The sequence below is a fragment of the Methylobacterium sp. J-076 genome (assembly GCF_022829405.1).
GTDB lineage: Bacteria > Pseudomonadota > Alphaproteobacteria > Rhizobiales > Beijerinckiaceae > Methylobacterium.
Genome location: NZ_JAKSXW010000090.1, coordinates 224,683 through 248,389, shown reverse-complemented (window position 1 = coordinate 248,389; position 23,707 = coordinate 224,683). Strand labels below are relative to the sequence as shown.

The 23,707-nt window shown below is 73.7% G+C and carries 22 protein-coding genes and 1 riboswitch; of the genes, 10 read left to right on the top strand and 12 right to left on the bottom strand.

The features are described 5' to 3' along the window. Nucleotides 1-478: 478 nt before the first annotated feature. From MKK53_RS08765 to MKK53_RS08750, 4 genes are all read right to left on the bottom strand, one after another. Nucleotides 479-2,719, bottom strand: coding sequence for a xanthine dehydrogenase family protein molybdopterin-binding subunit (locus tag MKK53_RS08765; protein WP_243928301.1), 2,241 nt, complete (start codon nt 2,717-2,719; stop codon nt 479-481). Nucleotides 2,720-2,864: 145 nt separating this feature from the next. Continuing rightward, nucleotides 2,865-3,905 (bottom strand): FAD binding domain-containing protein, encoded by a 1,041-nt coding sequence (locus tag MKK53_RS08760; RefSeq protein WP_243928300.1) that lies wholly within the window; start codon nt 3,903-3,905, stop codon nt 2,865-2,867. Then, nucleotides 3,902-4,393: a (2Fe-2S)-binding protein gene (locus MKK53_RS08755; RefSeq protein ID WP_243928299.1), complete on the bottom strand. Its 492-nt coding sequence runs from the start codon at nt 4,391-4,393 to the stop codon at nt 3,902-3,904. Before MKK53_RS08755 ends, MKK53_RS08760 begins: the two co-directional genes overlap by 4 nt. Before the next feature lie 164 nt (nt 4,394-4,557). Beyond that, nucleotides 4,558-4,815, bottom strand: a complete 258-nt coding sequence (locus MKK53_RS08750; RefSeq protein WP_243928298.1) for a hypothetical protein — start codon at nt 4,813-4,815, stop codon at nt 4,558-4,560. A gap of 152 nt (nt 4,816-4,967) precedes the next feature. On the opposite strand from MKK53_RS08750, the gene MKK53_RS08745 reads away from it, so the two are divergent. The 3 genes from MKK53_RS08745 to MKK53_RS08735 all read left to right on the top strand — a co-directional run bounded on the left by MKK53_RS08745 (nt 4,968) and on the right by MKK53_RS08735 (nt 8,115). Then, nucleotides 4,968-6,224 carry a sensor histidine kinase gene (locus MKK53_RS08745; RefSeq protein WP_243928297.1) on the top strand — a complete coding sequence of 419 codons (1,257 nt, stop codon included), beginning with the start codon at nt 4,968-4,970 and terminating at the stop codon, nt 6,222-6,224. 254 nt (nt 6,225-6,478) lie between these two features. After that, nucleotides 6,479-6,898 carry a hypothetical protein gene (locus MKK53_RS08740; RefSeq protein ID WP_243928296.1) on the top strand — a complete coding sequence of 140 codons (420 nt, stop codon included), beginning with the start codon at nt 6,479-6,481 and terminating at the stop codon, nt 6,896-6,898. A 92-nt stretch (nt 6,899-6,990) separates the two neighbouring features. Continuing rightward, a complete protein-coding gene (locus MKK53_RS08735) occupies nt 6,991-8,115 on the top strand; it encodes a hypothetical protein (RefSeq protein ID WP_243928295.1) in 1,125 nt (374 codons plus the stop codon). 278 nt (nt 8,116-8,393) lie between these two features. Here MKK53_RS08735 and MKK53_RS08730 read toward each other — a convergent pair whose 3' ends face one another. From MKK53_RS08730 to MKK53_RS08710, 5 genes are all read right to left on the bottom strand, one after another. After that, a complete protein-coding gene (locus tag MKK53_RS08730) occupies nt 8,394-10,064 on the bottom strand; it encodes a DEAD/DEAH box helicase (protein ID WP_243928312.1) in 1,671 nt (556 codons plus the stop codon). A gap of 11 nt (nt 10,065-10,075) precedes the next feature. After that, nucleotides 10,076-10,864, bottom strand: a complete 789-nt coding sequence (gene cobF / locus MKK53_RS08725) for a precorrin-6A synthase (deacetylating) (RefSeq protein WP_243928294.1) — start codon at nt 10,862-10,864, stop codon at nt 10,076-10,078. A 68-nt stretch (nt 10,865-10,932) separates the two neighbouring features. Beyond that, nucleotides 10,933-12,054: a DSD1 family PLP-dependent enzyme gene (locus tag MKK53_RS08720; protein ID WP_243928293.1), complete on the bottom strand. Its 1,122-nt coding sequence runs from the start codon at nt 12,052-12,054 to the stop codon at nt 10,933-10,935. Between the two features lie 23 nt (nt 12,055-12,077). Further along, on the bottom strand, nt 12,078-13,217 hold the full coding sequence (locus tag MKK53_RS08715; RefSeq protein WP_243928292.1) for a pyridoxal-phosphate dependent enzyme: 1,140 nt from the start codon (nt 13,215-13,217) through the stop codon (nt 12,078-12,080). A gap of 293 nt (nt 13,218-13,510) precedes the next feature. Beyond that, on the bottom strand, nt 13,511-14,776 hold the full coding sequence (locus MKK53_RS08710) for a D-amino acid dehydrogenase (RefSeq protein WP_243928291.1): 1,266 nt from the start codon (nt 14,774-14,776) through the stop codon (nt 13,511-13,513). A gap of 184 nt (nt 14,777-14,960) precedes the next feature. Beyond that, nucleotides 14,961-15,063, bottom strand: a riboswitch (glycine riboswitch). A gap of 125 nt (nt 15,064-15,188) precedes the next feature. Here MKK53_RS08710 and MKK53_RS08705 point away from each other — a divergent pair. After that, nucleotides 15,189-15,656 carry a DoxX family membrane protein gene (locus tag MKK53_RS08705; protein ID WP_243928290.1) on the top strand — a complete coding sequence of 156 codons (468 nt, stop codon included), beginning with the start codon at nt 15,189-15,191 and terminating at the stop codon, nt 15,654-15,656. Nucleotides 15,657-15,709: 53 nt separating this feature from the next. Here the strand turns inward: MKK53_RS08705 and MKK53_RS08700 are convergent, their stop codons facing one another. Then, complete coding sequence (locus MKK53_RS08700; RefSeq protein ID WP_243928289.1) at nt 15,710-16,318, bottom strand: glutathione S-transferase; 609 nt, start codon at nt 16,316-16,318, stop codon at nt 15,710-15,712. A 201-nt stretch (nt 16,319-16,519) separates the two neighbouring features. Here MKK53_RS08700 and MKK53_RS08695 point away from each other — a divergent pair, with 201 nt between their 5' ends. The 3 genes from MKK53_RS08695 (at nt 16,520) to MKK53_RS08685 (ending at nt 17,817) form a co-directional block, all read left to right on the top strand. Continuing rightward, a complete protein-coding gene (locus MKK53_RS08695; RefSeq protein WP_243928288.1) occupies nt 16,520-17,146 on the top strand; it encodes a L,D-transpeptidase in 627 nt (208 codons plus the stop codon). A gap of 8 nt (nt 17,147-17,154) precedes the next feature. Beyond that, nucleotides 17,155-17,451 (top strand): hypothetical protein, encoded by a 297-nt coding sequence (locus MKK53_RS08690; RefSeq protein ID WP_243928287.1) that lies wholly within the window; start codon nt 17,155-17,157, stop codon nt 17,449-17,451. Nucleotides 17,452-17,583: 132 nt separating this feature from the next. Further along, on the top strand, nt 17,584-17,817 hold the full coding sequence (locus MKK53_RS08685; RefSeq protein WP_243928286.1) for a hypothetical protein: 234 nt from the start codon (nt 17,584-17,586) through the stop codon (nt 17,815-17,817). Nucleotides 17,818-17,832: 15 nt separating this feature from the next. Here MKK53_RS08685 and ggt read toward each other — a convergent pair whose 3' ends face one another. Next, nucleotides 17,833-19,605 carry a gamma-glutamyltransferase gene (ggt, locus tag MKK53_RS08680; RefSeq protein WP_243928285.1) on the bottom strand — a complete coding sequence of 591 codons (1,773 nt, stop codon included), beginning with the start codon at nt 19,603-19,605 and terminating at the stop codon, nt 17,833-17,835. A 146-nt stretch (nt 19,606-19,751) separates the two neighbouring features. Continuing rightward, entirely contained in the window at nt 19,752-20,762 is a 1,011-nt protein-coding gene (locus tag MKK53_RS08675; protein ID WP_243928284.1) for a 1-aminocyclopropane-1-carboxylate deaminase, read from the bottom strand. A 139-nt stretch (nt 20,763-20,901) separates the two neighbouring features. Here MKK53_RS08675 and MKK53_RS08670 point away from each other — a divergent pair, with 139 nt between their 5' ends. The 3 genes from MKK53_RS08670 to MKK53_RS08660 all read left to right on the top strand — a co-directional run bounded on the left by MKK53_RS08670 (nt 20,902) and on the right by MKK53_RS08660 (nt 23,705). Further along, a complete protein-coding gene (locus MKK53_RS08670; RefSeq protein WP_243928283.1) occupies nt 20,902-21,381 on the top strand; it encodes an Lrp/AsnC family transcriptional regulator in 480 nt (159 codons plus the stop codon). Nucleotides 21,382-21,795: 414 nt separating this feature from the next. Then, the gene (locus MKK53_RS08665; RefSeq protein WP_243928282.1) at nt 21,796-22,722 is read left to right on the top strand and encodes a glycosyltransferase family 2 protein; all 927 of its coding nucleotides are present in this window, start codon (nt 21,796-21,798) and stop codon (nt 22,720-22,722) included. Then, a complete protein-coding gene (locus MKK53_RS08660; protein ID WP_243928281.1) occupies nt 22,722-23,705 on the top strand; it encodes a glycosyltransferase family 2 protein in 984 nt (327 codons plus the stop codon). The genes MKK53_RS08665 and MKK53_RS08660 overlap by 1 nt, the downstream gene beginning before the upstream one ends. Nucleotides 23,706-23,707: the final 2 nt, after the last annotated feature.

The following is a 23,707-nucleotide window of genomic DNA, read 5'->3' as shown; positions in this document are numbered from 1 at the left end:
ACATGACGGCACCACCGTCCTTGCGAGCGCAGCGAAGCAACCCAGGGAGCCGCTACGGCCTGGAACGACCTGCCGCCCTGGGTCGCTTCGCTGCGCTCGCGATGACGGGGAGGGGCACATGACGGCGCCGCCGTCCTTGCGAGCGCAGTGAAGCAACCCAGGGAGCCGCCATGCCCTGAAGCGACCCGCCGCCCTGGGTCGCTTCGCTGCGCTCGCGATGACGGGGAGGGGCACATGACGGCGCCACCGTCCTTGCGAGCGCAGCGAAGCAACCCAGGGAGCCGCTACGCCCTGAAGCGGCCCGCCGCCCTGGGTCGCTTCGCTGCGCTCGCGATGACGGCGAGGGGCACATGACGGCGCCGCCGTCCTTGCGAGCGAAGCGAAGCAACCCAGGGCGTCGCCGCGGCCTGTGGCACGGCCCGCATCCCCCTGCCGCTTCGCTGCGCGCTGATCACCGGGGCGCGCAGGCCCCCCGGCCTCAGCCCAGCAGCTTGTCGAGGGTGATCGGGATGTCGCGCACCCGCACCCCGGTGGCGTGCCAGACGGCGTTGGCGATGGCGCCGGCCGTGCCGGTGATGCCGATCTCGCCGACGCCCTTCACGCCGAGGGCGTTCACCACCGAATCCTCCTCGTGGACGAGGATCGCCTCCATGGGCGGAATGTCGGCGTTCACGGGCACGTGGTACTCGGCCAGGTTGTCGTTGAGGAACCGGCCGGTGCGCGGGTCCATCTCCGCCCGCTCGTGCAGGGCGAAGGAGAGGCCCCAGATCATCCCGCCATAGTACTGGCTGCGCACGAGGTGCGGGTTGATGATCCGCCCGGCGGCGAAGGCGCCCACCAGCCGGCTCACCCGCACCTGACCGAGGTCGGGGTCCACCTTCACCTCCGCGAAGACCGCCCCGTGGGCGTGCATGGCGTAGGAGTTCTGCGCGGCGGGGTCGGCCCCGGCCTTGCCCTTGCCCTCGACCTTCGCCTTTCCGGCCCGGTGGAGGATGTCGGAGAACGATTCGCTCCGGCTCGGGTCGTCCCGGCGGGTGAGGCGCCCGCCCGCCGCCGTCACGCCCGCGTTGCCGGCCCCGAACAGGGGCGAGGCCTGGTCGTTCACGGCCAGCGTGGTGAGCTGGGCGATCACGTCCTGCGCCGCCGCGTGGATGGCGTTGCCGGCGGTGGCGGTGTGGCCCGAACCGCCCGCGATGCCGGCATTCGGCAGGTCGGAGGAGCCCATGTTGAAGGTCAGCGCCTCCATGCCGAGGCCGAGACCGTCGGCGGCGATCTGCGCCAGCGCCGTCCAGGCGCCCTGGCCCATGTCGAGGGCGCCGATCTCCACCGTGCCGGAGCCGTCCGCCCGGATCTCGGCCCGGGCCTGCCCCTCGAAGATCAGGGCCGGGAAGGTCGCGGTGCCGATTCCGGTGCCGACGAGGAGCCCGTCCTTGTCGCGGGTCTGGCGGGGCTTCAGCGGGCGCCCGGCCCAGCCGAAGGCCTGCGCGCCGCGGGCGTAGCATTCCCGCAGGGCCTTCGAGGAGAAGGGCTTGCCGGAGAAGGGCTCGACCTCGGCGTAGTTGGCCAGCCGGAACTCCAGCGGGTCCATGTTCAGGTCGAAGGCGAGTTCGTCCAGCGCGCTCTCGATGGCGACGCTGCCCGAGGCCTCGCCGGGGCCCCGCATGAACAGCGGCGTGCCGGTATCGAGCCGCACCGCCTCGTGGCGGATGGCGGTGGCCTTGCTGGCGTAGAGGGTGGTCGTCACCCGGCCCGCCGGCTCGAAGAAGTCGTCGAAGCTGGAGGAGGCGGTGAGGACGTGGTGGTCCAGCGCCGTGAGCTTGCCGGCCTCGTCCGCGCCGAGGCGGAGCGTCTGCCGGGTCGGGCCGCGATGGCCCATCGGCCCGTACATCTGCGAGCGGGTGGGCACGAGCTTCACCGGCTTGCCGGTGAGCCGCGCCGCCATGCAGGCCAGCACCTGCGGCCCGGCCGGCACGCCCTTCGAGCCGAAGCCGCCGCCGAGATAGGGGCTGTCGATGTGGATGTCGGTGGGCTTGATGCCGAACAGCCCCGCGAGCCGCCCCTGCGCGATGGCCAGCCCCTGCGTCGGCATGAACAGGTGGAGCGTGTCGCCGTCCCAGCTCGCCACCGCCGCGTGCGGCTCCATGGCGTTGTGGTACTGGGCCGGCGTCTCGTAGGTGCCGGTGAAGGTCTTGGCCGCCGCGGCGAGGCCCGCCTCCACGTCGCCGTCGACCTGCTCCGGCGGGGCGCCGACGCCCACCGACTCCGGGGTGAAGACCTCGCCGGCATCGAGGCCGATGCGCGGGGTCTCCTCCTCGTAGGTCGGGGCGAGCAGCCGCACGCCTTCGGTGGCGGCTTCCAGGGTCTCGGCGATCACCACGGCGATGGGCTGGTTGGCGTAGCGGACCCTGTCGTTCTGCAGCACGTCGATCCGGAACGTGAAGGGCACGTCCTTCAGGTCCGGGTCCTTGGCGAGCGTGGGGGCGTTCTCCGGCGTCATCACCTCGACGACGCCGGGATGGGCCTCCGCCGCCGCGACGTCCAGGCTCGCCACCCGGCCGCGGGCGATCTTGGCCACGCACAGGGCCGCGTGCAGGGTGCCGGGGGGCAGGTTGTCGGCGGCGAAGCGGGCCTGGCCCGTGACCTTGAGGGGGCCGTCCCGCCGGGTAAGGGGCTGGCCGATGCTCGATCCGTGGCGGACCGGTTCGATGGTCGAGGTCATGGGACGATCCTCAGAGGAAACTCGACGGACGCCCCGCCCAAACCCGTCAGTGCGGGCGAAGCGAAGCAATCCAGGGATGCGCTGCGGTCTGAAGCGGCCCGCTGACCCTGGGTCGCCTCGCCGTGCGCGCGATGACGGAACCGGCTCACACGATGCCGAAGGGGGAGGCGGGGAGCGCCGGGATGCGGGCGGGCGTGCCGGCGGCCGCGAGGGAGAGGGCCCGCACCGCCACCCGGCGGGCGAGCTCGATCTTGAAGGCGTTGGCCTCGCCGGAGGGCTTGGCCCCGTCGAGGGCGATCCGGGCGGCCTCGGCATAGGCCTCGGGGGAGGGGGCCTTCCCGGCTAGCGCGCCTTCCGCCTCCGTGACGCGCCAGGGCTTCAGGGCGAGGCCGCCGAAGGCGAGGCGGGCCTGCCCGATCCGGCCGCCGTCGAGGGTCAGGGCCGCCGCCGCCGACACCACGGCGAAGGCGTAGGAGGTGCGGTCGCGGACCTTGAGGTAGCGGGCGTGGCCGGCGAACGCCGCCGCCTCGGCGGGGAGGGTGAGGGCGGTGACGAGCTCGCCCGGCTCCAGCACCGTCTCCCGCTCCGGGTGGTCGCCGGGCAGGAGGTGGAACTCGGTGAGCTTGACGCTGCGCCGTCCCCCCTGCCCCTCGATCTCGACGGAGGCGTCGAGGGCGGCCAGCGGCACGCAGAAGTCGGAGGGGTTGGTGGCGATGCAGTGGTCGCTCCAGCCCTGCACCGCGTGGAGGCGGGTGGCGTGGCCGGTGGCGGCGCAGCCCGAGCCGGGCTGACGCTTGTTGCAGGGGGACACGGCGTCGGTGAAGTACTGGCAGCGGGTCCGCTGCAGCAGGTTGCCGCCCACGGTGGCCGCATTGCGCAGCTGCGCCGAGGCGCCGGCCAGCAGGGCCTCGGCCACCATCGGGTAGGTCCTGGCGATGTGGGGGTCGTCCGCCACGTCGCTGTTGCGGGCCAGCGCCCCGATGCGCACGCTTCCATCCGGCAGCGCCTCGATCCCCGACAGGCCGGGGAGGCGGGTGATGTCCACGACCCGCTCGGGATTCGTGACGCCGCCCTTCATTAGGTCGACGAGGTTGGTGCCGGCGGCGAGGAAGGCCGTGCCGGGCTGCCGGGCGGTGGCGAGGGCGTCGGCGACGCTGGCGGCGCGGGTGTAGTCGAAGCGAATCACGCGGCGTCCTCCCGGTGTTCCATGCGGCCGCTGGCGTCCTTCACGGCTTCCAGGATGCCGGCATAGGCGCCGCAGCGGCAGAGGTTGCCGCTCATCCCCTCGCGGATGCGCTCCGGATCGGTCCCGGCCCGGCCCTCGCGGATGAGGCCCACCGCGCTCATGATCTGGCCCGGCGTGCAGAAGCCGCACTGGAACCCGTCATGGGCGATGAAGGCGGCCTGGACCGGGTGGAGGGCGTCGCCCTCCGACAGGCCCTCGATCGTCAGCACGTCGGCCCCGTCGAGGCTCGCGACGAGCTGCAGGCAGGAATTGATCCGCCGCCCATCCACCAGCACCGTGCAGGCGCCGCACTGGCCGCGGTCGCAGCCCTTCTTGGCGCCGGTGAGACCGAGCCGCTCCCGCAGCAGGTCGAGGAGCGTGACACGCGGGTCATCGAGGTCGATGGCGTGCGGCTTCCCGTTCAGGGTGAGCCTGATGGGTATGGTCATGGTCGGGTTCCGGCGTGTTCAGGCTGGAACGGTTACAAGTAGACGAACGCGGCCGGGCGGCGAGCCCACCCCGCCGGGGAATGTGCGCAACCTCACCGGACGACGCGACGGGGCAAGGGCCCCGGCAGCAGGGCCCGTCATCGTGGGCGCCGTTGGGACGGCCCTCAGCCCAGGGCCTTGCGCAGGGCGGCCACGAGGGTCTCGACCGCCTCCTGGGCCTCGTCGCCGAGGGTGATCGCCGCCTCGTCCGCGGTGGCCAGGCCGCGCCCGGTCAGTTCCTCGACGCCCTTCGGGTCCGCCTCGTGCCCGGCCCCGTCCTTGCGCACCACGGAGGTCACGCGTTCGCCGCTGACCAGGCGGTGGTAGGCCGCGAAGGCCAGGATCGAGAGGGCATGGTCGGAGAGTCCGTTCACGTCGGCCATCGGCGCACCACAGGTCTGGTCAGTCGAACCGGCGGAACGCGGGCCGCGCGTCCGGAGGTCCAGGCCAGGACGAAACGCCGCGTGGCCGGCGATTCCTCCCCCGGCGCGGGATGTCGCGCTCGGTCCGCCCTGCTGGTACCGTCCCGCCCGCCATGTCCGCACGACCCGACGCGCCGCGCATCGAAGCCACCCCGGAGGCCGCGCCCTCTCCCGGACCCTCGGCCGATGTCGAGGCGCGCCTGCGCCAGCAGGCGATCCTCTCCGAATTCGGCGTCGAGGCCCTGCGAAGCACCGATCTCGGCATCCTGCTGCAGCGGGCCACCGCCCTGTGCGCGCAGGGGATGAGCGCCGAGTACTGCAAGGCGCTCGAATACCTGCGCGGCCAGGACACGCTGCTGGTGAGGGCCGGGGTCGGCTGGAAGTCGGACGTGATCGGCCAAGCCACGGTCGGGGCGGACCTCGCCTCGCCCGCGGGCTACGCCCTCAAGACCGGCCGCCCGGTCATCTCGAACCACCTCGCCGTCGAGACGCGGTTCCGCACGCCGCAGCTCATGGCCGAGCACGGCATCCGCCGGGCGATCAACGTGCTGATCGAGAACCGCGACGGGGCCTTCGGGGTGCTGGAGGTGGACGACAGCCGGGAGGGCATGTTCGAGGAGGCGGACATCGCCTTCATGCAGGGCTTCGCCAACCTCCTCGGCAGCGCCATCGAGCGCCACCGCACGGAGGCGCTGCTCCGGGCCGCCCTCGCCCGGCAGGACCTCCTCGCCCGGGAAATGAGCCACCGGGTCAAGAACAGCCTCGCCATCGTCGCGAGCCTGCTCACCCTCCAGGCCCGCGCGAACGAGGGCGAGCCCGCCGTGCTCGCCGCCCTCCAGGACGCCCGCAGCCGGGTCGAGGCCATCGCCGTGGTGCACGACCAGCTCTGGCGCCAGGGCGGCGCCGAGCCCGAGGGGGGCGGGGCAGGGGAGGCGGTGCCCGGCGAGATCGACCTCGCGCCCTTCCTCGACAAGCTCGTCGTCAACCTCGCCAGCGGCGCCCCCACCCATCGCCTGACCTGCAGGGCCGAGCCGCAGAGGCTCTCGGCCGATCTCGCCATCCCCATCGGGCTGCTGGTCAACGAACTCGTCACCAACGCCCTGAAATACGCCTACCCGGCGGCGCGTTTCCCCGGGGGCGGCGAGATCCGGGTCCGGGCCGAGCGGGAGGCCGGCGGGCTCTGCGTCGAGGTGGCCGACGACGGGGTCGGCCTGCCGGACGGGTTCGAGATCGGCCGCGCCTCGAAGAGCCTCGGCATGCGTGTGGTCGGCAGCCTCGCCCGCCAGCTCGCCGGCACGCTGACGATCCCGCCGACGGGGCAGGGGACTTCGTTCCGCCTCTCCATCCCCATGGAGCCGGGGGCGGCCTGATTCGGGGGCGGCCCTCCCCCGGCCCGCCACGGGGGGGCACCCATCGTCTAGGTTGTGTGGAGTTTTATAAATCCCGCATGGCGTGTGGCATCGGCCGGTTTCCCGGCCGGGGAGGGGCATTCCCCTGCGAATTGCGGCCCCCGGAGGCCCGGGGAATCTGGCAGGGTCCGGCGCGCGGGGGTATCCCGGCCGTCTGTTCCGCTCCGGCCTGCGCCCTCCCCCCGGGGACGGCACCGGCCCCCGAGGCGCTCGCCATGCTCACCCGTCTCGCCGCGATCCTCGCCACCTCGCTGGGGGGCGACCCGGTCACCGCCGCGCCCGGCCCCGTCCCGGCCACCGCCGCCTACGGCCTGCAGCGCATGGTGCCGCGGGGGGAGGCGCGGACGATCGCCTTCTACGCCTCGCTGTTCCCCGACTGCTCCTCGCAGGGGCCCGTGGTGATCCGCCTGCTGTCGCAGCCGCGGCACGGCCGGGTGACCGTCGAGGAGGCCCAGTCCTTCCCGCAATACGCGCCCTCCTCGCCGCTCGCCGAGTGCAACGGCCGCAAGGTGCCGGGGAAGCGGATGGTCTACCAGGGCGAGGACGGGTTCGAGGGCCTGGATTCCTTCCGGGTGCTCGTGATCAACGCCGACGGCACCGGCTACGAATCCGAGGTGAAGGTGTCGGTGCGCTGAGGGCACCGGGGCGGCGGGGCTGGACAAACGCCCCCCGAACCCACGATCTGCCCGCGATGGATGCGGGACGGCAAGCGGCGACAGGGACGGGGATGGACCACGGGGCGGCCGCTTCCCTCGCGCGGCGGATGCATGGCTTCCGCAGCCTCGGCGACAATTGCGAGTTCGGGTTCGTGCAGCGCTACGGCGGCGTCGAGCCCTCCGGCCTGCTGCGCTTCGCCTACACGCCGATGGAGGACCTCATCCGCGGCCTGCGCTGCGGCTTCGCGGATCTCGGGGCGCCGGGCGACCTGCACCTCTCCGTCAGCGAGGGTGGCGCCTATTACTGCCACAGCCGGGCCTACAACATCTGGGCGAATACCGGGCAGGCGCCCGGTGCCATCGCGCCCGAGCCCCTCCTCGCCCGGGAATACGGCCGCCTCGCCCATCTCAAGGGCAAGATGCTGGACGAATTGGCCGCCGGGTCGACGGTCCTGGTGCGGAAGGTCGCCCGCGACGAGCCGGAGGGCGACTTCGCGCGGCTGGCCGAGGCGGTCTGGGCGCACGGGCCCTCGACGCTCCTGCGGGTCACGGAGGCGGGCCCCGGCTGGCGTCCGGAGCCCGTCCGGCGGGTCGGCGAAAGGCTGATCGAGGGGAGGGTGCGCCGCTTCGCCCCCACCGCCCGGGCCTGGGAGGTCGATCTGGAGCCCTGGATGCACCTCGTGGACGGCGCCTGGGCGCTGGAGCGGGGCGAGGCGCCGACGGATCTCGGGGCGGGCGCCTTCCCCGAAGCCCTGCGGCTGCCCGGCGGCCTGCGGCGGCATGCCGGGCGGCGGCGGGCGGCCGGGTTCAACGGCTTCACCCGGATGGTCGACCCGGCCGGCTTCGACCCGACGGCGATCTACACCTTCGCGAGCTGGGTCTGGATTCCGGAGGCGTTCGGGGGCGAGCGCATCTTCGCGGCGTCCGGCTACGCCCGCCTCGCCGGCCGCGACGCCGACCTCACCCTTCGCCGCTGCTGGCAGCCCGTCTGGGCCTCCGGCCGCCTCGGCCATGCGGCGCGCGAGCCGGTGGGCCTCGCCCTGGTCGGGAGCGACCGGGATGCCTTCTGGTCGGCCGGCGGGCGCTTCAGCCGGGGTCCGATCCCGGGGCAGGGGGCTCCACCGGCCCTGCCGACGCCGCCTGCCCCGTTCACGGCCCAGGACCTGTGGGCGCGCCTGAGGGCGCGGTGGGCGTGAGCGCGCCTCGCGCGAGGAAGGCCCTCCGGCCCCCGGATCTGGAGTTCGCATAAGATATATTATGGAACTTAAGGGGTGGATCCGAGGCGGGGAAGGGGGGTCGGAGGCCGGTCCAGCCACCCGCCGAGCCGCCGACGCGGCACTTCGGAGCGAGCGCCGGGGCGGGCGATCTCCCCGTGCGGGGACCCGGGATTCGGGGTGAGGGCGGTGCAGGCCCCCTCGCCCTTCGCCGACACCCCACCGCCAACATTCCGCCCCCCGCCCCTGCCCCGCCGGGGTCAGGCGGCGCGCTCGGCGAGGCGGTGGACGTCGCCGAGGATGCGGCCGTCGGCGGTCCGGCAGGCCATCTCCCGCGACAGCGCCTTCTCGGTCACCCGGATCGCCCCCGGCGCTTCCAGCGTGTCGGCGGCGGCGAGGAAGCCCGCCGCATCCATGGGGGCATCCCGGCCGCCGCCGAGGCCGCGCCACCACAGCACCGCCTTCTCGCGCTCGTAGCCGCGGCCCTCCGGCCGCAGGCGGACCCGCCAGCATCCCTCCCGGGCGCCCTCGTCCCAGTCGAGGACCACGTCCAGCCCGTCCGGCGCGCGCTCCAGGCTCCAGGAGACGACCGGGCGCCACTCCGCCTCCGGGGCAGGGCCGTCGGCGGGCCGGGCGGGCGGCAGCGCCGCCCCCGAGAGGATCGGCAGCTCGTCGTCGGCGGCGGCGTCGTGGCCCGGCTCCCGCTCCGCCTCCGGCTCGGTCCAGCACGCCTCGCAGGTCGAGGCGTTGAGGGCGATCAGGGCGCCGCAGCCGGGGCAGGGCTTGGCCCGCAGGCCCCCTGCCCCGCCGCGCACCGCCTCCGCCGTGCGGACGGTGACGGCATCGACCGGCCCGTGCATCCGCACCAGCCCGGCATAGTCGAGGATCAGCGCGTCCGCCTTGCCCGGCGCCGGGCGCAGGGCCCGGCCGACCTGCTGCACGTAGAGCCCCGTGCTCCGGGTCGGCCGCAGGAGGGCCACCAGATCGACCGCCGGGGCGTCGAAGCCGGTCCCGAGCACGCCCACCGAGGTCAGGCAGCGGATCTCGCCCGCCCGGAAGGCGGCGAGGATCCGGTCCCGCTCCCGCCGGGGCGTGCCGCCCTCGACGGTCTCGCAGGAATAGCCCTCCCCGCGCACGGCGTCGCGCACGGACGCCGCGTGGGCGAGGCCGGCGCAGAAGGCGAGCCACGCCCGGCGGTCCCGGCCGTACTCCGCCAACTCGGCGACGGCGGCCTTCGTGATCCAGTCGTGGTTGACCGCCGCCTCGAGCTCGCTGGGGATGTAGTCGCCCCCGCGCCGGCCGATGCCGGTCACGTCGAGCTGCGTCAGGGTCGCCTTGGAGACCAGCGGCGAGAGGTAGCCCCGGCGGATCAGGTCGCCGGTGTCGGCCTCGTAGGCGATGCCGGAGAACAGCCGGCCCGGCCCCTCGTCGAGTCGCCCGGAATCGAGGCGGTAGGGCGTCGCCGTGAAGCCCGCGACGCGCATCGCCGGGGCGAGGGCGGCGAGCCCCGCCAGGAAGCGCCCGTACCGGGTCTCGGCGGAGCGGGGGATGAGATGCGCCTCGTCCACGATCACGAGGTCCCGCGCTCCGACCGCGGCGAGCCGGTCGGCCACCGACTGGATCGAGCAGACCAGCACCTGCGCCCCCGCCTCCCGCCGCCCGAGCCCGGCCGAGAAGATCCCGGCCGGCGCCTCCGGCCAGTGGCGCTTCAGCGCGGCGAAGTTCTGGGCGACCAGCTCCCGGCTGTGGGTGACGATGGCGACCCGGGCGAGGGGGGCCTGTGCCAGGGTCTCCCGGGCCAGGGCCGCGATGACCAGGGATTTGCCCGCCCCGGTCGGCAGCACGACGAGGCGGCCCGCATCCCCTCCCCGCTCCCAGGCGCCCCGGAGCGCGGCGAGGCTCGCCCGCTGGTAGTCCCGCAGCCGCAGCACGGTCATGGCCGTCACGGGCGCCCGGCGAGGGTGCCCGCCCCCTGCCGCGACAGCAGGTAGATGTCCATGATCCAGCCGTGGCGGGCCCGGGCTTGCGCGCGCAGGCGGCGGATGTCGTCCCCCACGCTGCCCAGCCGCCCGGCGACCAGGATCTCGTCCGCGCCGCCGAGATAGGCGCCCCAATGGATCGTCAGGTCCGGGTCCAAGCCCGCGAAGGACGGGTCGCCGTCGAGCATCACCACCACGCTCTCGGCCCCCTCGGGCCAGCCGGCGGCGAGGCGCCGGCCGGTGGTGATGGCGACCGTGCCGCCGATGGCGTTGAGGGGCACGGCGTGGCGGGCACAGAGCACCTGCACGCTGGAGAGGCCGGGGACGACCTCGCAGGCGAGCGAGAGGCGCCCCCGCGCCGCGATCCGCTCCAGGATGCGCAGGGTGCTGTCGTAGAGGGCGGGATCGCCCCAGACGAGGAGGGCGCCCACCTCCCCGTCGGCCAGCGCGCCGAAGGCCGTCTCCAGCCGGTCCGCGCGGGCGGCGTGCCACGCCTCCACCGTCGCGGCGTAGTCGGCCGGGTTCCGCTCGCGGGGCGGGTCGTCCACCGTCACGAGGCGGTAGGGCCGGGCGATGTGCGCCTGGCAGATCCGCCGCCGGATCTCCACGAGGTCGGCGGTCTCGGCGCGCTTGTCGAGGACGAACACCGCATCGACGTCCGAGAGCGCCCGCACCGCCTGGAGGGTCAGGTGGTCGGGGTCGCCCGTGCCGATGCCGACGACGCGGATTCGCTTTTCGGTCTGTGCGCTCATGCGGCCGGGACCTAGCGCCCCCGGCCTCCTGTGCGCAAACCGGTCTTCGGCCGCACCGGCCGGGAGCCCTACAGGCACGCCCCCCGGGCGGTGACCGGCCAGAGGGCCTCGACCCGGCCGTTCCTCACGCCCACGAGCCAGTCGTAGACGTTCACCGTCGGGTCGCAATGGCCGGGGATCAGCTTGAGCCGGTCGTTGAGGCGCAGCACGTTGCCCGGATCGGCGATCACCCCGTGCTCGTCGGAGGCCTTGAGGTACTCCACGTCGCTCCGGCCGAACACCACCGGCATGCCGCTGTCGACGCTCTGGGCCTTCAGGCCGGCGTCGCAGATCGCGAGGTCCGCCTTGGCCTTGCTCATCACCGAGGTGACGATGAACAGGCTGTTCTCGAAGGCCGAGATCGGCCGGTCGCCGGAATCGCGGACGCGCTGGTAGTCGGCATCCATGAACACGTAGGAGCCGCATTGCAGCTCGTTGTAGACGCCGCTGGCGCCCTCCATCTCGAAGCTGCCGGTGCCCGCCCCCGCGACGATGTCGCAGGCCAGGCCCTCGGCCTTCAGCAGGTCCACGGTGCGCCGGGTCTCGTCGATCGCCCCCTGGATCAGCGCCCGGCGCTCGCCGTGGTCGCGGACGTGCTGGGCCTTGCCCTGGTAGGCCTGCAGGCCGGCGAAGGTCAGGCCCGGCACCGCGGCGATGCGCTTGGCGATGGCCACGGCCGGCTCGCCGGGCTGGACGCCGCACCGGCCCGCGCCGACATCGATCTCCACGAGGCATTCGAGGGTCGCGTTGTACTTCACCGCCGCCGCCGAGAGGTCGTCGACGTTGCCGATGTCGTCCACGCAGACCAGCACCCGGGCGCGGGTGGCGAGCGCGGCCAGGCGCTCGATCTTCCGGGGGGCGACCACCTGGTTCGAGACCAGCACGTCGCGGATGCCGGCGCTCACCAGGGCCTCGGCCTCGCTGACCTTCTGGCAGCACACGCCGCAGGCCCCGCCCCGCTCCATCTGGATCAGGGCGATGTCGGCGGACTTGTGGGTCTTGGCGTGGGCGCGGTGGCGCAGGCCGTGCTCCCGCATGTAGCGGCCGAGCGTCTCGACGTTGCGCTCGAAGGCGTCGAGATCGACCACGAGGCAGGGGGTGTCGACCTCCTCGACCGGCATGCCGACGGCGGCGGGAATCGTGTTGCGCATGGGGTTCCTCCGGGGATTCGGGCTCAGGGGGTCGCGTCGAGCAGGTCGGCGATGCGGGGCGTGGCCTTGATGCCGGTGCCGGTCAGGATCACGGCCGTCGTCTCTCCGGCGCGGATCGCCCCGCTCGCCGTGAGGTCGGTGAGGGCGGCGGCGGCCATGGCGCAGGTGGGCTCGACGTAGAGGCCGGACCGGGCGAGGGCGTGGAGCGCCCGCTCGATGGCGGCTTCCGAGACCGCCACCGCCCCGCCCCGGGACCGGCGCAGCGCCGCCAGCACCTCCCGCCCGCGCACCGGCTTGGCGATCGAGGCGCCCTCGGCCAGCGTCGGGCGCGGATCGACCGGCAGGGCGTCCTCCGCCCCGGCCGCGAACCCCGCCTGGAGCGGCGCGCAATGGGCCGGCTGCACCGCGTAGAGCCGGGGCAGGTGGTCGATCTCCCCCCGCCGGAGCAGTTCGCGGAAGCCGATGTCGCAGCCGAGCACGTTGCTGCCCGCGCCGCAGGGGATGATCACCGCGTCCGGCGCCCGGAAGCCCAGATCCTCCCACAGCTCGTAGGCGAGGGTCTTGGTGCCCTGGAGGAAATGCGCCTGCCAGTTGTGGCTGGCGTAGAAGATCGAATCGGCCTGGGCCACGGCCGCGTCCGCGGTGTCCTGGCGGGTGCCGGGGATCAGTTCGATCTCCGCGCCCGCCGCCCGCATCTGCACGGTCTTGGCCGGGGAGGTGGAGGCCGGCACGAGGATCTTGGCCCGCATCCCGGCCGCGGCGGCGTAGGTCGCCACCGCCGCGCCGCCGTTGCCGGAGGAATCCTCCAGCACCGCGGCGATCCCCTGCTCGCGCAGGATCGAGAGCATCACCGCGGCGCCCCGGTCCTTGAAGCTGCCCGAGGGGGCGAACCATTCGAGCTTGAAATGGGCGTGCCCGCCGTTCCAGGGCCGGCGCACCAGGGGCGTGCAGCCCTCCCCCAGGGTGATCGGATCCGCCACCGCCACCGGCAGGGCGCCGGCATAGCGCCAGAGCGAGCGCGTGCCGGTCTCGATCCCGTCCCGGCCGAGGCCGGGCAGGTCGGTGATCATCAGCGGGCGGCCCGCCTCCGAGCGCCAGCGCGGGGTGCCGATGGGGTAGGTCGTCCCATCGACGGGGTCGATATAGGCAGGGTTCGTCGTCATCGCGCCTCGGTCGGTCGTCGCGCTTCGTCGGGATAATACATTATTCGGTGCCCGGCGCCGCCCCCTCCGTGGGCCCGGCGCCGCCCGCCCCCGATCCCACCCTCCCCCCCTCATCCTGAGGTGCCCGCGACGCGGGCCTCGAAGGAGGCGTCCGGAGCGCGCGGCGATCCCTGGAGCCCTCCTTCGCGGTGGCTCTCGCCGCAGCTCAGGATGAGGTCCAGGGGGGGGACAGGGGCTTTTCGGCCGGCCCCCGGCTCGAGGTGACGGGGTGGGGCCGGCTGCCGATCTTCAGGCTACGCCGCCAGCCGCAGGCTCGTCTCCTCCGGGGCGTGCTCGGCCGCCACCGCCTCGGCCACGAGTTCGGCGGTCGCCCCCGACAGGGTCCAGCCGAGATGGCCGTGGCCGGTGTTGTAGAACACCCCCGCCCGGCGCCCGCGCCCGACCTTGGGCAGCATGTTCGGCAGCATCGGCCGCAGGCCGCTCCAGGCCACCACCCGGTCGGTGTCGACGCCGGGGAACTGCGCCCGCGTCCAGTCCACCAGGGGCTGGATCCGGTCGTGGCGGATGTCGCGGTTGAAGCCGTTGAACTCGGCGGTGCCGGCCACCCGGAAGCGGTCGTCCCCCAGCCGGCTGGTGACGATCTTCGTCGCCTCGTCGAGGATGCTCACCTCCGGCGCGGCCGCCCGCGCCTCCGCCGTGTGGAGGTTCACGGTGATCGAGTAGCCCTTGACCGGATACACGTTCACCCGGTCGCCGAGCAGGCCCGCGAAGTACCGGCTGCCGGTGCCCGCGCAGATCACCACCGCATCGACCGCCTCGGACCGCGCCGGAGCCTCCGCCTGCCCGGCCGGGCGCCAGCGGACGACGTGGCCGCCCGCCCCGCCGGGCGCGATCGCCTCGACGGCGGCATCGTGGAGGAAGCGCACGCCCTTCCGGGCGCAGGCGGCGGCGAGGCCGCGGGTGAACTTGTGGATGTCGCCGGTGGCGTCCGACGGGGTGAAGAAGCCGCCGTAATAAGCGCCGGCGAGCGTCGGCTCGAGGGCCCGGATCTCCTCCGGCGTGACGGCCCGGCGCTCCAGCCCGCCCTCCTGCAGCAGGGCGTTGACCTTGGCCGCCTTCTCGAAGGCCGCCCGGTCCCGGTAGAAATGCAGGATGCCGCGGGTCTTGAGGTCGAAGTCGATCCCCTCCTCCCGGGCCATGGCGAACAGGGCCTCCCGGGCGCGGATCGCGAGGCGCACGGTCTCGACGGTGTTCTCCCGGTAATGGGCCATCTCCCGGACGAACTCGGCCATCCACGACAGCTTGTGCCAGGAGGGGGCGGGGTTCATCAGCAGCGGCGCGTCGCGCCGGGCCATCCAGCGCAGGCCCTGGATCACCGTCGAGAGCTTGTTCCACACCTCGGCGTTGCAGGCCGAGAGCTGGCCGCCGTTGGCGAAGGAGGTCTCCATCGCGGCGTAGCGGTTGCGGTCGAGGATTGTGACGCGGTAGCCCCGGGCGTTCAGGGCATAGGCTGTCGTCACGCCGGTGATGCCGGCGCCGATCACGGCGACATGGGTCATGGACAAGGGACTCCGGAACACGGATGGACGCATGGAGCCGGCGTCGTGTGCCGCCGGCCGGTTGCGCCCCATCTGTCTCGGTGCCTGAGAGTTTGATCCGGCACCGCCCCGGCGAGGCGGTGGGCACGGACGTCCCCTTCGGCGGGTGCCAGCGGAATCACCGCCGCACCTCTCTCCAGATCGCCCCGACGACACGGTTCCTGGTGCCTGAGAGTTTCCGGGGCGGTTGCTCCGTCGGCGCCGGGCCGTCTCTGTCGGACGGTCCCGGTCTCTCCCGCATCGTCGTGATGGGCAGTGCGACATTAGTGCAGGAGCGCCCTGGGCCAAAGCCCCATTTTCCGGCAATCGGCCCGTGTTCCTTGCAATCCGCGCCACCTGTCACACCTGCTGGCGAAACGGAGCCCCGGACCGGATGACAAGCCTCAGCGTCGCGATCGCCTTCCTCGTCCGCCTTCTCCTCGTCCTGCTGTTCCTGCCGTTCAGCGCCCTCGACAAGATCCTGAACTTCAGGGGCGCCGTGGGTCAGGCCAAGCAGGCGGTGCATGCCACGGCGCCGGCGGTCGTGCTGATCCTGCTCGGGCTGACGGTGGAGATCGGGATGTCGGCCTGCATCCTGACGGGGGTGGCCGACCGGGCCGCCGCCTTCGTGATGGCGGGCTATTGCGGCGTCACCGCCCTGCTGTGGAAGCCGTTCTGGAAGCCCGGGGACTTCTGGTCCGGGGGCAAGGGCCGGGAGCTGTTCTGGGACTTCCTCAAGAACTTCGCCCTGGCCGGGGGGTTTTTGCTGATCACCTTCGGCACGGGGGCGAGCACGGTGGAGGGCTTCTTCGGCGACCCGCTGGCCTCGTCGCACCCCTATGCGAAGACGCCCCTGCGGTAGGCCGCCTCCCCTCCCCCCCCTTCCTGTGGGGGGAGGGAAGACGCCCCGTGCCGTCAGCCCTGCGGGGGGACCGTCGCGGTCATGGAGGGCCGCGCCTCGAACACCGCGTACCAGGCCGCCGTGGCCGGGCGGCCGTCGCGCCACGCGAGTTCGGGGAAGCGGAAATCGAGGTAGCCCAGCGCGCAGGCGATGGCGACGGTGCCGATGTCGAGGACGGGCATGTCGGCGACGATGGCCTCGATCCGGTCGAGGCCGGCGGTGATCTTCCCGATCTGGCCCGCGTCCCAGGCGTCCCAGCGGCGCTCCTGCGGCCGCAGCACGCGCTCGTAGCGGGTGATCAGCGCGGCATCGAGCATGCCGTCGGCGAGCGCCTGCCGGGTCAGGGCGTCCCAGCGCTCGGCCCCCTCGGGGAAGAGGTGCGCGCCCTCGGAGCGCATGTCGAGGTATTCGCAGATCACCCGGCTGTCGAACAGGCAGGTGCCGTCGTCCAGCACCAGCGCCGGGACCTTGCCGAGGGGGTTGTGCGGGGCGACCTCGGGGGCGCCCGCCGTCGGCGAGGTCCCGGCGGTGACGACCTCGATCGCGCCGGCCTGGCCGGTCTCGTGGGCCAGCACCAGGACCTTGCGGGCATAGGGGGAGGCGGGGGAATAGAGGAGCTTCATCGGCCAGTCCCGGCTTCGTGCGGAGGGCGCACCACGCACGGTTCCGGCCCGGAAATCCAGCCCCGCCGCGCCGGGATCCGCCGGAGTCCGAGTACGCGGCCCTGGAACCGGAGGGGTCGCGGGGCGTAGCTTGAGCAGAACGCCCCGCCGATGCTCCGCAACCCCTGCCTCCCGCCACCCTCGCCCCGTGGGGATCCACCGATGCGTGCCCGATCCGCCCTCCTCCTGTCCGCCCTCCTCCTCGCCCTCGGGGCTCCCGCGGCGCGGGCCGACGTGGTGATCACCGTGGACAAGGAGGCCCAGCGGATGGACGTCGCCGTCGATGGGGCACCGCGCTATTCCTGGCCGGTCTCGACCGGTGGCGCGGGCTACGACACGCCCTCCGGCAGCTTCCGGCCGTTCCGCATGGAGAAGACCCACTTCTCGAAGGAGTGGGACGACGCCCCGATGCCCTACGCCATGTTCTTCACGAACCAGGGCCACGCCATCCACGGCACCAACCACGTCCGCAGCCTCGGCCGCCCGGTCTCGCATGGCTGCGTGCGCCTCTCGGTGCGCAACGCCGCCACCCTGTTCGGCCTCGTGAAGGCGCAGGGGGTGGGCCACACCCAGGTGCGGATCGAGGGCGAGGGCGCCCTCGTGGCCGACGGCGGGGGCCGCTCCCGCGGCGCGGACCGCCGGGGCTACGGCGCCGCCTCGTTCGACGACGACCAGACCGGCGCGCGCGCGGTCACCTACTCCGTCCCGGTCCGCCGCCCGCGCGCCGTGGACCCGGTGGGGATCGACGGCTTCGGCCCCTCCCCTGCCGATTATTACGACGGGTACTGAGCCGGCCCATGCCCACCCGCCCCGCCCACACGCTCTGCCTCGCCGCCGCCCTCGTCGCGGCGGTGGGGGCCGCCCAGGCGCGCCCCTCCCCCCGACACCGGCCCGGCGCCGTCTCCACCGATTCCGACCGGGTGCTGACGCGGATGGCCGCGCGGGATGCCGAGACCCTCTGGCCGGCATGGCGGCACCGCAGGTCCCTCGCCGCCACCCTCCCCCCCGCCACGCGGGAGGAGGTCGCCGCCCCGCCCTTCACCGGCTGGGGCTACGGGGCGAGCATCCCCGGCGCGTGGCCGTCGTTCCGGTAGGCGCCCCGCGTCGCGGAGCGGGAATTCCGCCTCGTTAACTCCTCTTCTAAGGGAAGCCTTTACGGGCCGCCGCGACACTCCTGCCGTACCTCCCCGCCCGTGGGCGGGGTTCGGGTGGAGGGGGACGATTCGATGATGCGGCTCGCTGCCTTCTCGACCGCGTGCCTCATGCTCGCGGCGCCGGCCCTGGCCAGCGCAGGTTCGGTGGCGGTGGCGGCGCAGGCCCCGCGGCCGGGCGGGTGGCTGCGCGGCGTCGAGCCGGGCACGACCGGCTCCGTCCAGCCCTCCTCCGAGGCCCCCGCCAAGCCCTCCTGCCCGCCCGGGCGGCGGGTCGGCACCGGTGCGGGCTTCTGCCTGATCAACTGATCCCGGTTCGGCCGCTCACTCGCCGACGGCCGCCCCCGCCGGGCGGCGGTTGTCGTTGGCGCCGTAGAGGATTCCCGGCCGCATGCCCTCCGTGCGCGAGGCGTCGTTGCCGGAGGATTCCGCGCCCGGCCCGCCCGGCGCGGCGCCGCGCACGGCGATGAGTTCCTGCGCCCCCCAGGGGACCTGCACCGTCACCGCGTGGCCCATGCCCTTCAGCACGGCCAGCGTGTCCGCCGAGAGGGCGAAGGGCTCGGCATAGACCGTGTCCGGCAGCCACTGATGATGGATGCGCGGGGCGTCGACCGCCGCCTGCGGCTGCATCCGAAAGTCGAGCATGTTCACGATGACCTGGGCGTTGATGGTGATGATCCGCGAGCCGCCCGGGGAGCCCACCACCATCACCGGCCTGCCCCCGCGCAGGACCATGGTCGGCGCCATGGAGGAGAGGGGCCGCTTGCCCGGGGCGATGGCGTTCGCCGTGCCCTGGACGAGGCCGAACAGGTTCGGCACCCCGACCTTGACCGTGAAGTCGTCCATCTCGTTGTTGAGGAAGAAGCCGGTGCCGGGGGCGATCACCCCCGCGCCGAAATAGCCGTTGATCGTGTAGGTCAGCGAGGCCGCGTTGCCGGCCTTGTCGAGGACGGAGATGTGGGTCGTCTCGGGCTTCTCCCGGGGCATGAGGAAGGCCGGATCGGGCCGGATCGTGGCGGAGGGCGTCGCCCGGTCGGGGTCGATCCCCGCCCGCAGGGTGCGGGCGTAGTCCGGCGAGATCAGCCGGGCGACGGGGTTCTCGACGAAGGCCGGATCGCCGAGGAAGGCGTTGCGGTCGGCATAGGCCCGCCGCATCGCCTCGACCATCAGGTGGACGCCGCGCGCCGAATTGAACCCGGCCCCGGCGATGTCGTAGCCGTCGAGGATCGTCAGCATCTCGCAGAGGGTGGTGCCGCCCGAGGAGGGCGGGGGGGCCGAGAGGATCGCCGCGCCGCGGTAGGTGCAGGCGAGCGGCGCGTCGTCGGTGACGGTGTAGGCGGTAAAATCCGCCGCGGTGAGGAGCCCGCCCCCCTGCCCCGAGGCCGCCGCCACGGCGCGGGGGATGTCCCCCCCGTAGAAGGCGTCGGCGCCGGATCGGGCGACCGCCTCCAGCGTCCGGGCGAGGTCGGCCTGGACCAGCCGGTCCCCCGGCCGGAACGGCGTGCCGTCGGGCCGCAGGAAGATGCGGGCGATCGCCGGATCCGCCGCGAACTTCGCGGTTCCGGTCTCGAGGATGTCGGTGTCGCCCCGGGTCAGGACGAAGCCGTCGCGGGCGAGGGCGACGGCCGGCGCCATGACCTGCGCGAGGGGCAGGGCTCCGTAGCGGGCCAGCGCGGTGGTGAGGCCGAGGACCGTGCCGGGCACCCCGGCGGCCTTCCAGCCCCGGAGCGTCGCGTTCTTCACGACGTTCCCCGCCGGGTCGAGATACATGTCCCGGCTGGCCGCGCCGGGGGCCTTCTCCCGGAAGTTCACGAAGCGGCTGCGCCCGTCGGCCATGTGCAGCAGCAGGAAGCCGCCGCCGCCGAGGTTGCCGCAGCAGGGGTTCACCACCGCCTCGGCGAAGGCCACCGCCACCGCCGCATCGACGGCGTTGCCCCCCGCGGCCAGGATGTCGGCCCCGACCCGGGAGGCCAGGGCCTGGGACGAGACCACCATGCCGTTCTCGCCCTCGACCGCCGGGGCCGAGGCCGCCTCCGCCCGGCCCGCCAGGGCCAGCGCGCCCGCCACGACGAGTGCCATCCGCAGGCGTGCGATCATCGTTGCCCCTTCCCGCGGCGGCCGCCGTCTCCGGGAAGACTACACGGCTTGGCCTCGCGCCGCATCGGGACGAATCCCCTCCCCCCGCGGGGGGCGCCGGGGTTCGGCCCGCCCCGGACACGCCCGCAATGGCCAGGCCGACTCCCTCAGCCGTTGCGGAAGGTGTAGCTGTAGCCGTTGAGGGCCGGGGCGCCGCCGAGATGGGCGTAGAGGATCTTCGCGCCCTTGGGGAAGAAGCCCTTCTGCACGAGGTCGATCATCCCCTGCATCGACTTGCCCTCGTAGACCGGGTCCGTGATCATCCCCTCCAGGCGGGCCGAGAGGCGGATGGCCTCCACGGTCTCCTTCGAGGGCACGCCGTAGACCGGGTAGGCGTAGTCCTCCTTGATCACCACGTCCTCGTCCGCCACGGGGGCGGCGCCGATCAGCGCGGCGGTGTTGCGGGCGATCTCCAGAACCTGCGCCCGGGTCTGCTCCGGCGTGCAGGAGGCGTCGATGCCGATGACGTGGCGGGCGCGCCCGTCGGCGCCGAAGCCCACCACCATGCCGGCATGGGTCGAGCCCGTCACCGTGCAGACGACGATGTAGTCGAAGTGCAGGCCCATCGCCTTCTCCTGGGCCCGGACCTCCTCGGCGAAGGCGACGTAGCCGAGCCCGCCGTACTTGTGCACCGAGGCGCCGGCGGGGATCGCGTAGGGCTTGCCGCCCTCGGCCTCGACCTCGGCCAGCGCCCGCTTCCAGCTGTCGCGGATGCCGATGTCGAACCCGTCATCGACGAGCTGCGCCTGGGCGCCCATCAGCCGGGACAGGAGGATGTTGCCGACCCGGTCGTAGACCGCATCCTCGTGCGGCACCCAGGCCTCCTGGATCAGCCGGCACTTGAGGCCGAGCTTGGCCGCCACCGCCGCCACCATGCGGGTGTGGTTCGACTGCACGCCGCCGATGGAGACCAGGGTGTCGGCGCCCGACTTCAGCACGTCCGGCACGATGTATTCGAGCTTGCGCAGCTTGTTGCCGCCATAGGCGAGGCCGGAATTGCAATCCTCGCGCTTGGCGTAGATCTCGACCTCGCCCCCGAGATGGGCCGAGAGCCGCTTCAACGGCTCGATCGGCGTGGGGCCGAAGGTGAGGGGGTAGCGCGCGAACTGCTCCAGCATCGGGTCTCTCCGGGGTCCTTGACGCCGGAAAACTAGCCAACTTCCCCTGAAAGGTGCTCTCGATCTCGCCCTGCGGATTGCCTAACTGTTCCGCAGATGGGGATGTGAACGGAGTTCGCTCCCGCCCGAGAGGCCCGGAATGAAAGAATCGTCCATCCCGTCTCCCCTCGACAGGACCGATCTCCGGATCCTGCGCCTGCTCCAGACCGACGGGCGGATGGGCAATGCCGAGATCGCCAAGCGGGTGAATACCAGCGCCGCCACCTGCCACCGGCGGCTCCAGGCCCTGTTCGCGGAGGGGGTCGTGCGGGCGGTCCGGGCGCTGATCGATCCGGCGCGGGTCGGGCGGGGGACGCTGGTCATCGTCGGCGTGGTCCTCGACCGCTCGACGCCCGAGAGCTTCTCCGCCTTCGAGACCGCGGTGCGCGCGATCCCCACCGTGCTCGACTGCCACCTCGTGGCGGGGGATTTCGACTACTTCCTCAAGATCCGGGTCTCGGACATGGCGGATTTCAACCGCCTGCACAGCCTCACCCTCCTCGGCCTGCCGGGGGTGCGGCAGCTGCGGACCTTCTTCGTGATGAAGGAGGTCATCGACAACGCCCCGCTCCAGCTGTGAGGGTGGTGCCGCCGTGTGCCCCTCGCCGTCATCGCGAACGCAGTGACGCGACCCAGGGCAGCGCGGGGCTTCCGGACGTGGCGGCGCCCTGGATTGCTTCGCTTCGCTCGCAAGGACGGCGGTGCTGCCGGAGGGCCCTCCCCGTCATCGCGAACGCAGTGAAGCGACCCAGGGCAGCGGGGGGCTTCCGGACGTGGCGGTTCCCTGGGTTGCTTCGCTTCGCTCGCAAAGACGGCGGCGGCCCTCGGCGGCCGCGCCCGCCCGCGAGGTGCCCGCCGCCCTCGGCCGAGAGGTGTGCATTTTTCCCACTCAAAAGCGTCCCGCGCGGCGGCCGAGCTTGGCGGCAGCCTCATGAAAACCGTATTGGGACCGTCCACACGGCCCCTCCGAAGGCCATCATCCGGATCGCCGCCCATGCCGTCCCCGCTTCCGGAGCCGGCGACCGCCGTCCCCGCGCCGGGGCTCGGGCGGATCGCCGCCGGGATCACCCTGTTCCACCCCACCGCCGCGCAGGTCGCGGCCCTGCCGGGGCGCCTGCCCGACGGGCTCGGGGCGCGGCTCGCCTTCGCCAACTCCGCCCTCGATCCGGCCGCCCGGGGCGCCCTGGAGGATGCGGGTTTCGTGATCCTCGGGGACGGCGCGAATCTCGGGATCGCCGAGGCCCTGAACCGTCTGGCCGCCGCGGCGGCGGCGGCGGGGGCCGAGGGCCTCTACCTCCTCGATCAGGACGCGGCGGCCGACCCCGCCCTGCCCGGCGCCCTCCTCGCGGCGCGGGCGCGCCTGCGGGCGCGGGGCCTGGCCCCGGCCGCGGTCGGGCCCGCCCCCGCCGCCGCCGCCGGCCACAAGGCCCCCGCCTACCCCGCCCGCCCCGGCGCCGAGGCGGTGGCGGGGCTGCGGCCGGTGCAGTTCCTGGCCACCTCCGGCACGCTCCTCGACCTCGCCGCCTTCGCGAAGACGGGGCCGTTCCGGGCCGACTTCTTCATCGACGGCGTCGAGCTCGAATGGTGCTTCCGCGCCTGGAGCCGCGGCCATGGCAGCTACCTCGACCCCTCGGTCTCCCTCCCCCACCGGGTGGGCGGCGGGACGATCCGCGCCTTCGGGATCGCGATGCCCCGCCAGCCCCTGTTCCGCATGGCGACCTACCTGAGGAACAGCGTCTACGCGTGGCGGCTGCCGCACCTGCCCCTGTCGTGGAAGCTCGCCCAGGGGCTCTACCTGCCCGCCCAGGCCGCCCTGTACTGGGCCGATTCGGGCTGCCGGCCCGCCGTGCTCGGCCGCCTCGCCGGGGCGGCCCGCGACGGGCTCCTCGGCCGCCTCGGCCCGCCGGGGGACCTGCCGTGATGGCCGCCGCCGCGGATCTCGACGTGGTGATCGTCAACTGGAACGGCGGCACCCTGCTGCGCGACTGCCTCGCGGGCCTCGCCGCCTCGGACGGCGCGGCGCGGGTGGCGGTCACCGTGGTGGACAACGCCTCCACCGACGCCTCCCTCGACGGGCTGCCCGCCCTCCCCGGCCCGTTCCGGATCGTCCGCAACCGGGAGAACCTCGGCTTCGGCCGGGCCTGCAACCAGGGCGCGGCGGGGGGGACCGCCCCGGCGATCCTGTTCCTCAACCCCGACGCCCGGGTGGCGCCCGACGCGCTCCCCCGCGCCCGCGCCGCCCTGCTCGCCGAGCCCGGCTGGGGGATCGTCGGCGCGCGCTTGGCGGAGGCGGACGGCACCACCGCCCGCTCCTGCGCCCGGGCGCCGACGCCGGGCGGGATGCTCGGCCGGGCTCTCGCCCTCGACCGGCTCGGCCTCGTGCCCCCGCATTTCCTGCGCGACTGGGACCACGGGGACGACCGGGCCGTCGATCAGGTGATGGGCGCGTTCCTGATGATCCGCCGGGACCTGTTCGCCGCCCTCGGGGGCTTCGACGAGCGGTTCTTCGTCTACTACGAGGATGTCGACCTGTGCCTGCGGGCCCGCCGGGCGGGCTACGCCGTGCGCCACCTCGCCGGGCCCAGCGCCCGGCACCTGGGCCAGGGCACCACCCGGCAGGCCCGGGCGCACCGGCTGTTCTACATCCTGCGCAGCGAGATCCTCTATGCCGGCAAGCACCATGGCCGGGCCGTCGCCCTCGCCCTGGTGGCGACCGCCTTCTGCGCACAGGTCCCCCTGCGCCTGAGCCAGGCCCTGCTCCGGCGCTCCCCCGGCGAGGCCCGGGAGGTCCTGCGGGCCGCCCGCCTCCTCGCCGCCGCCCTGCCGGAGATCGGGGCCGCCCTCCTCCGCCCCGCGCCTTCCCCCCCTTCCGCCGCCGCCGCCCGTCCCGGCGAGCGGGCCTGAAG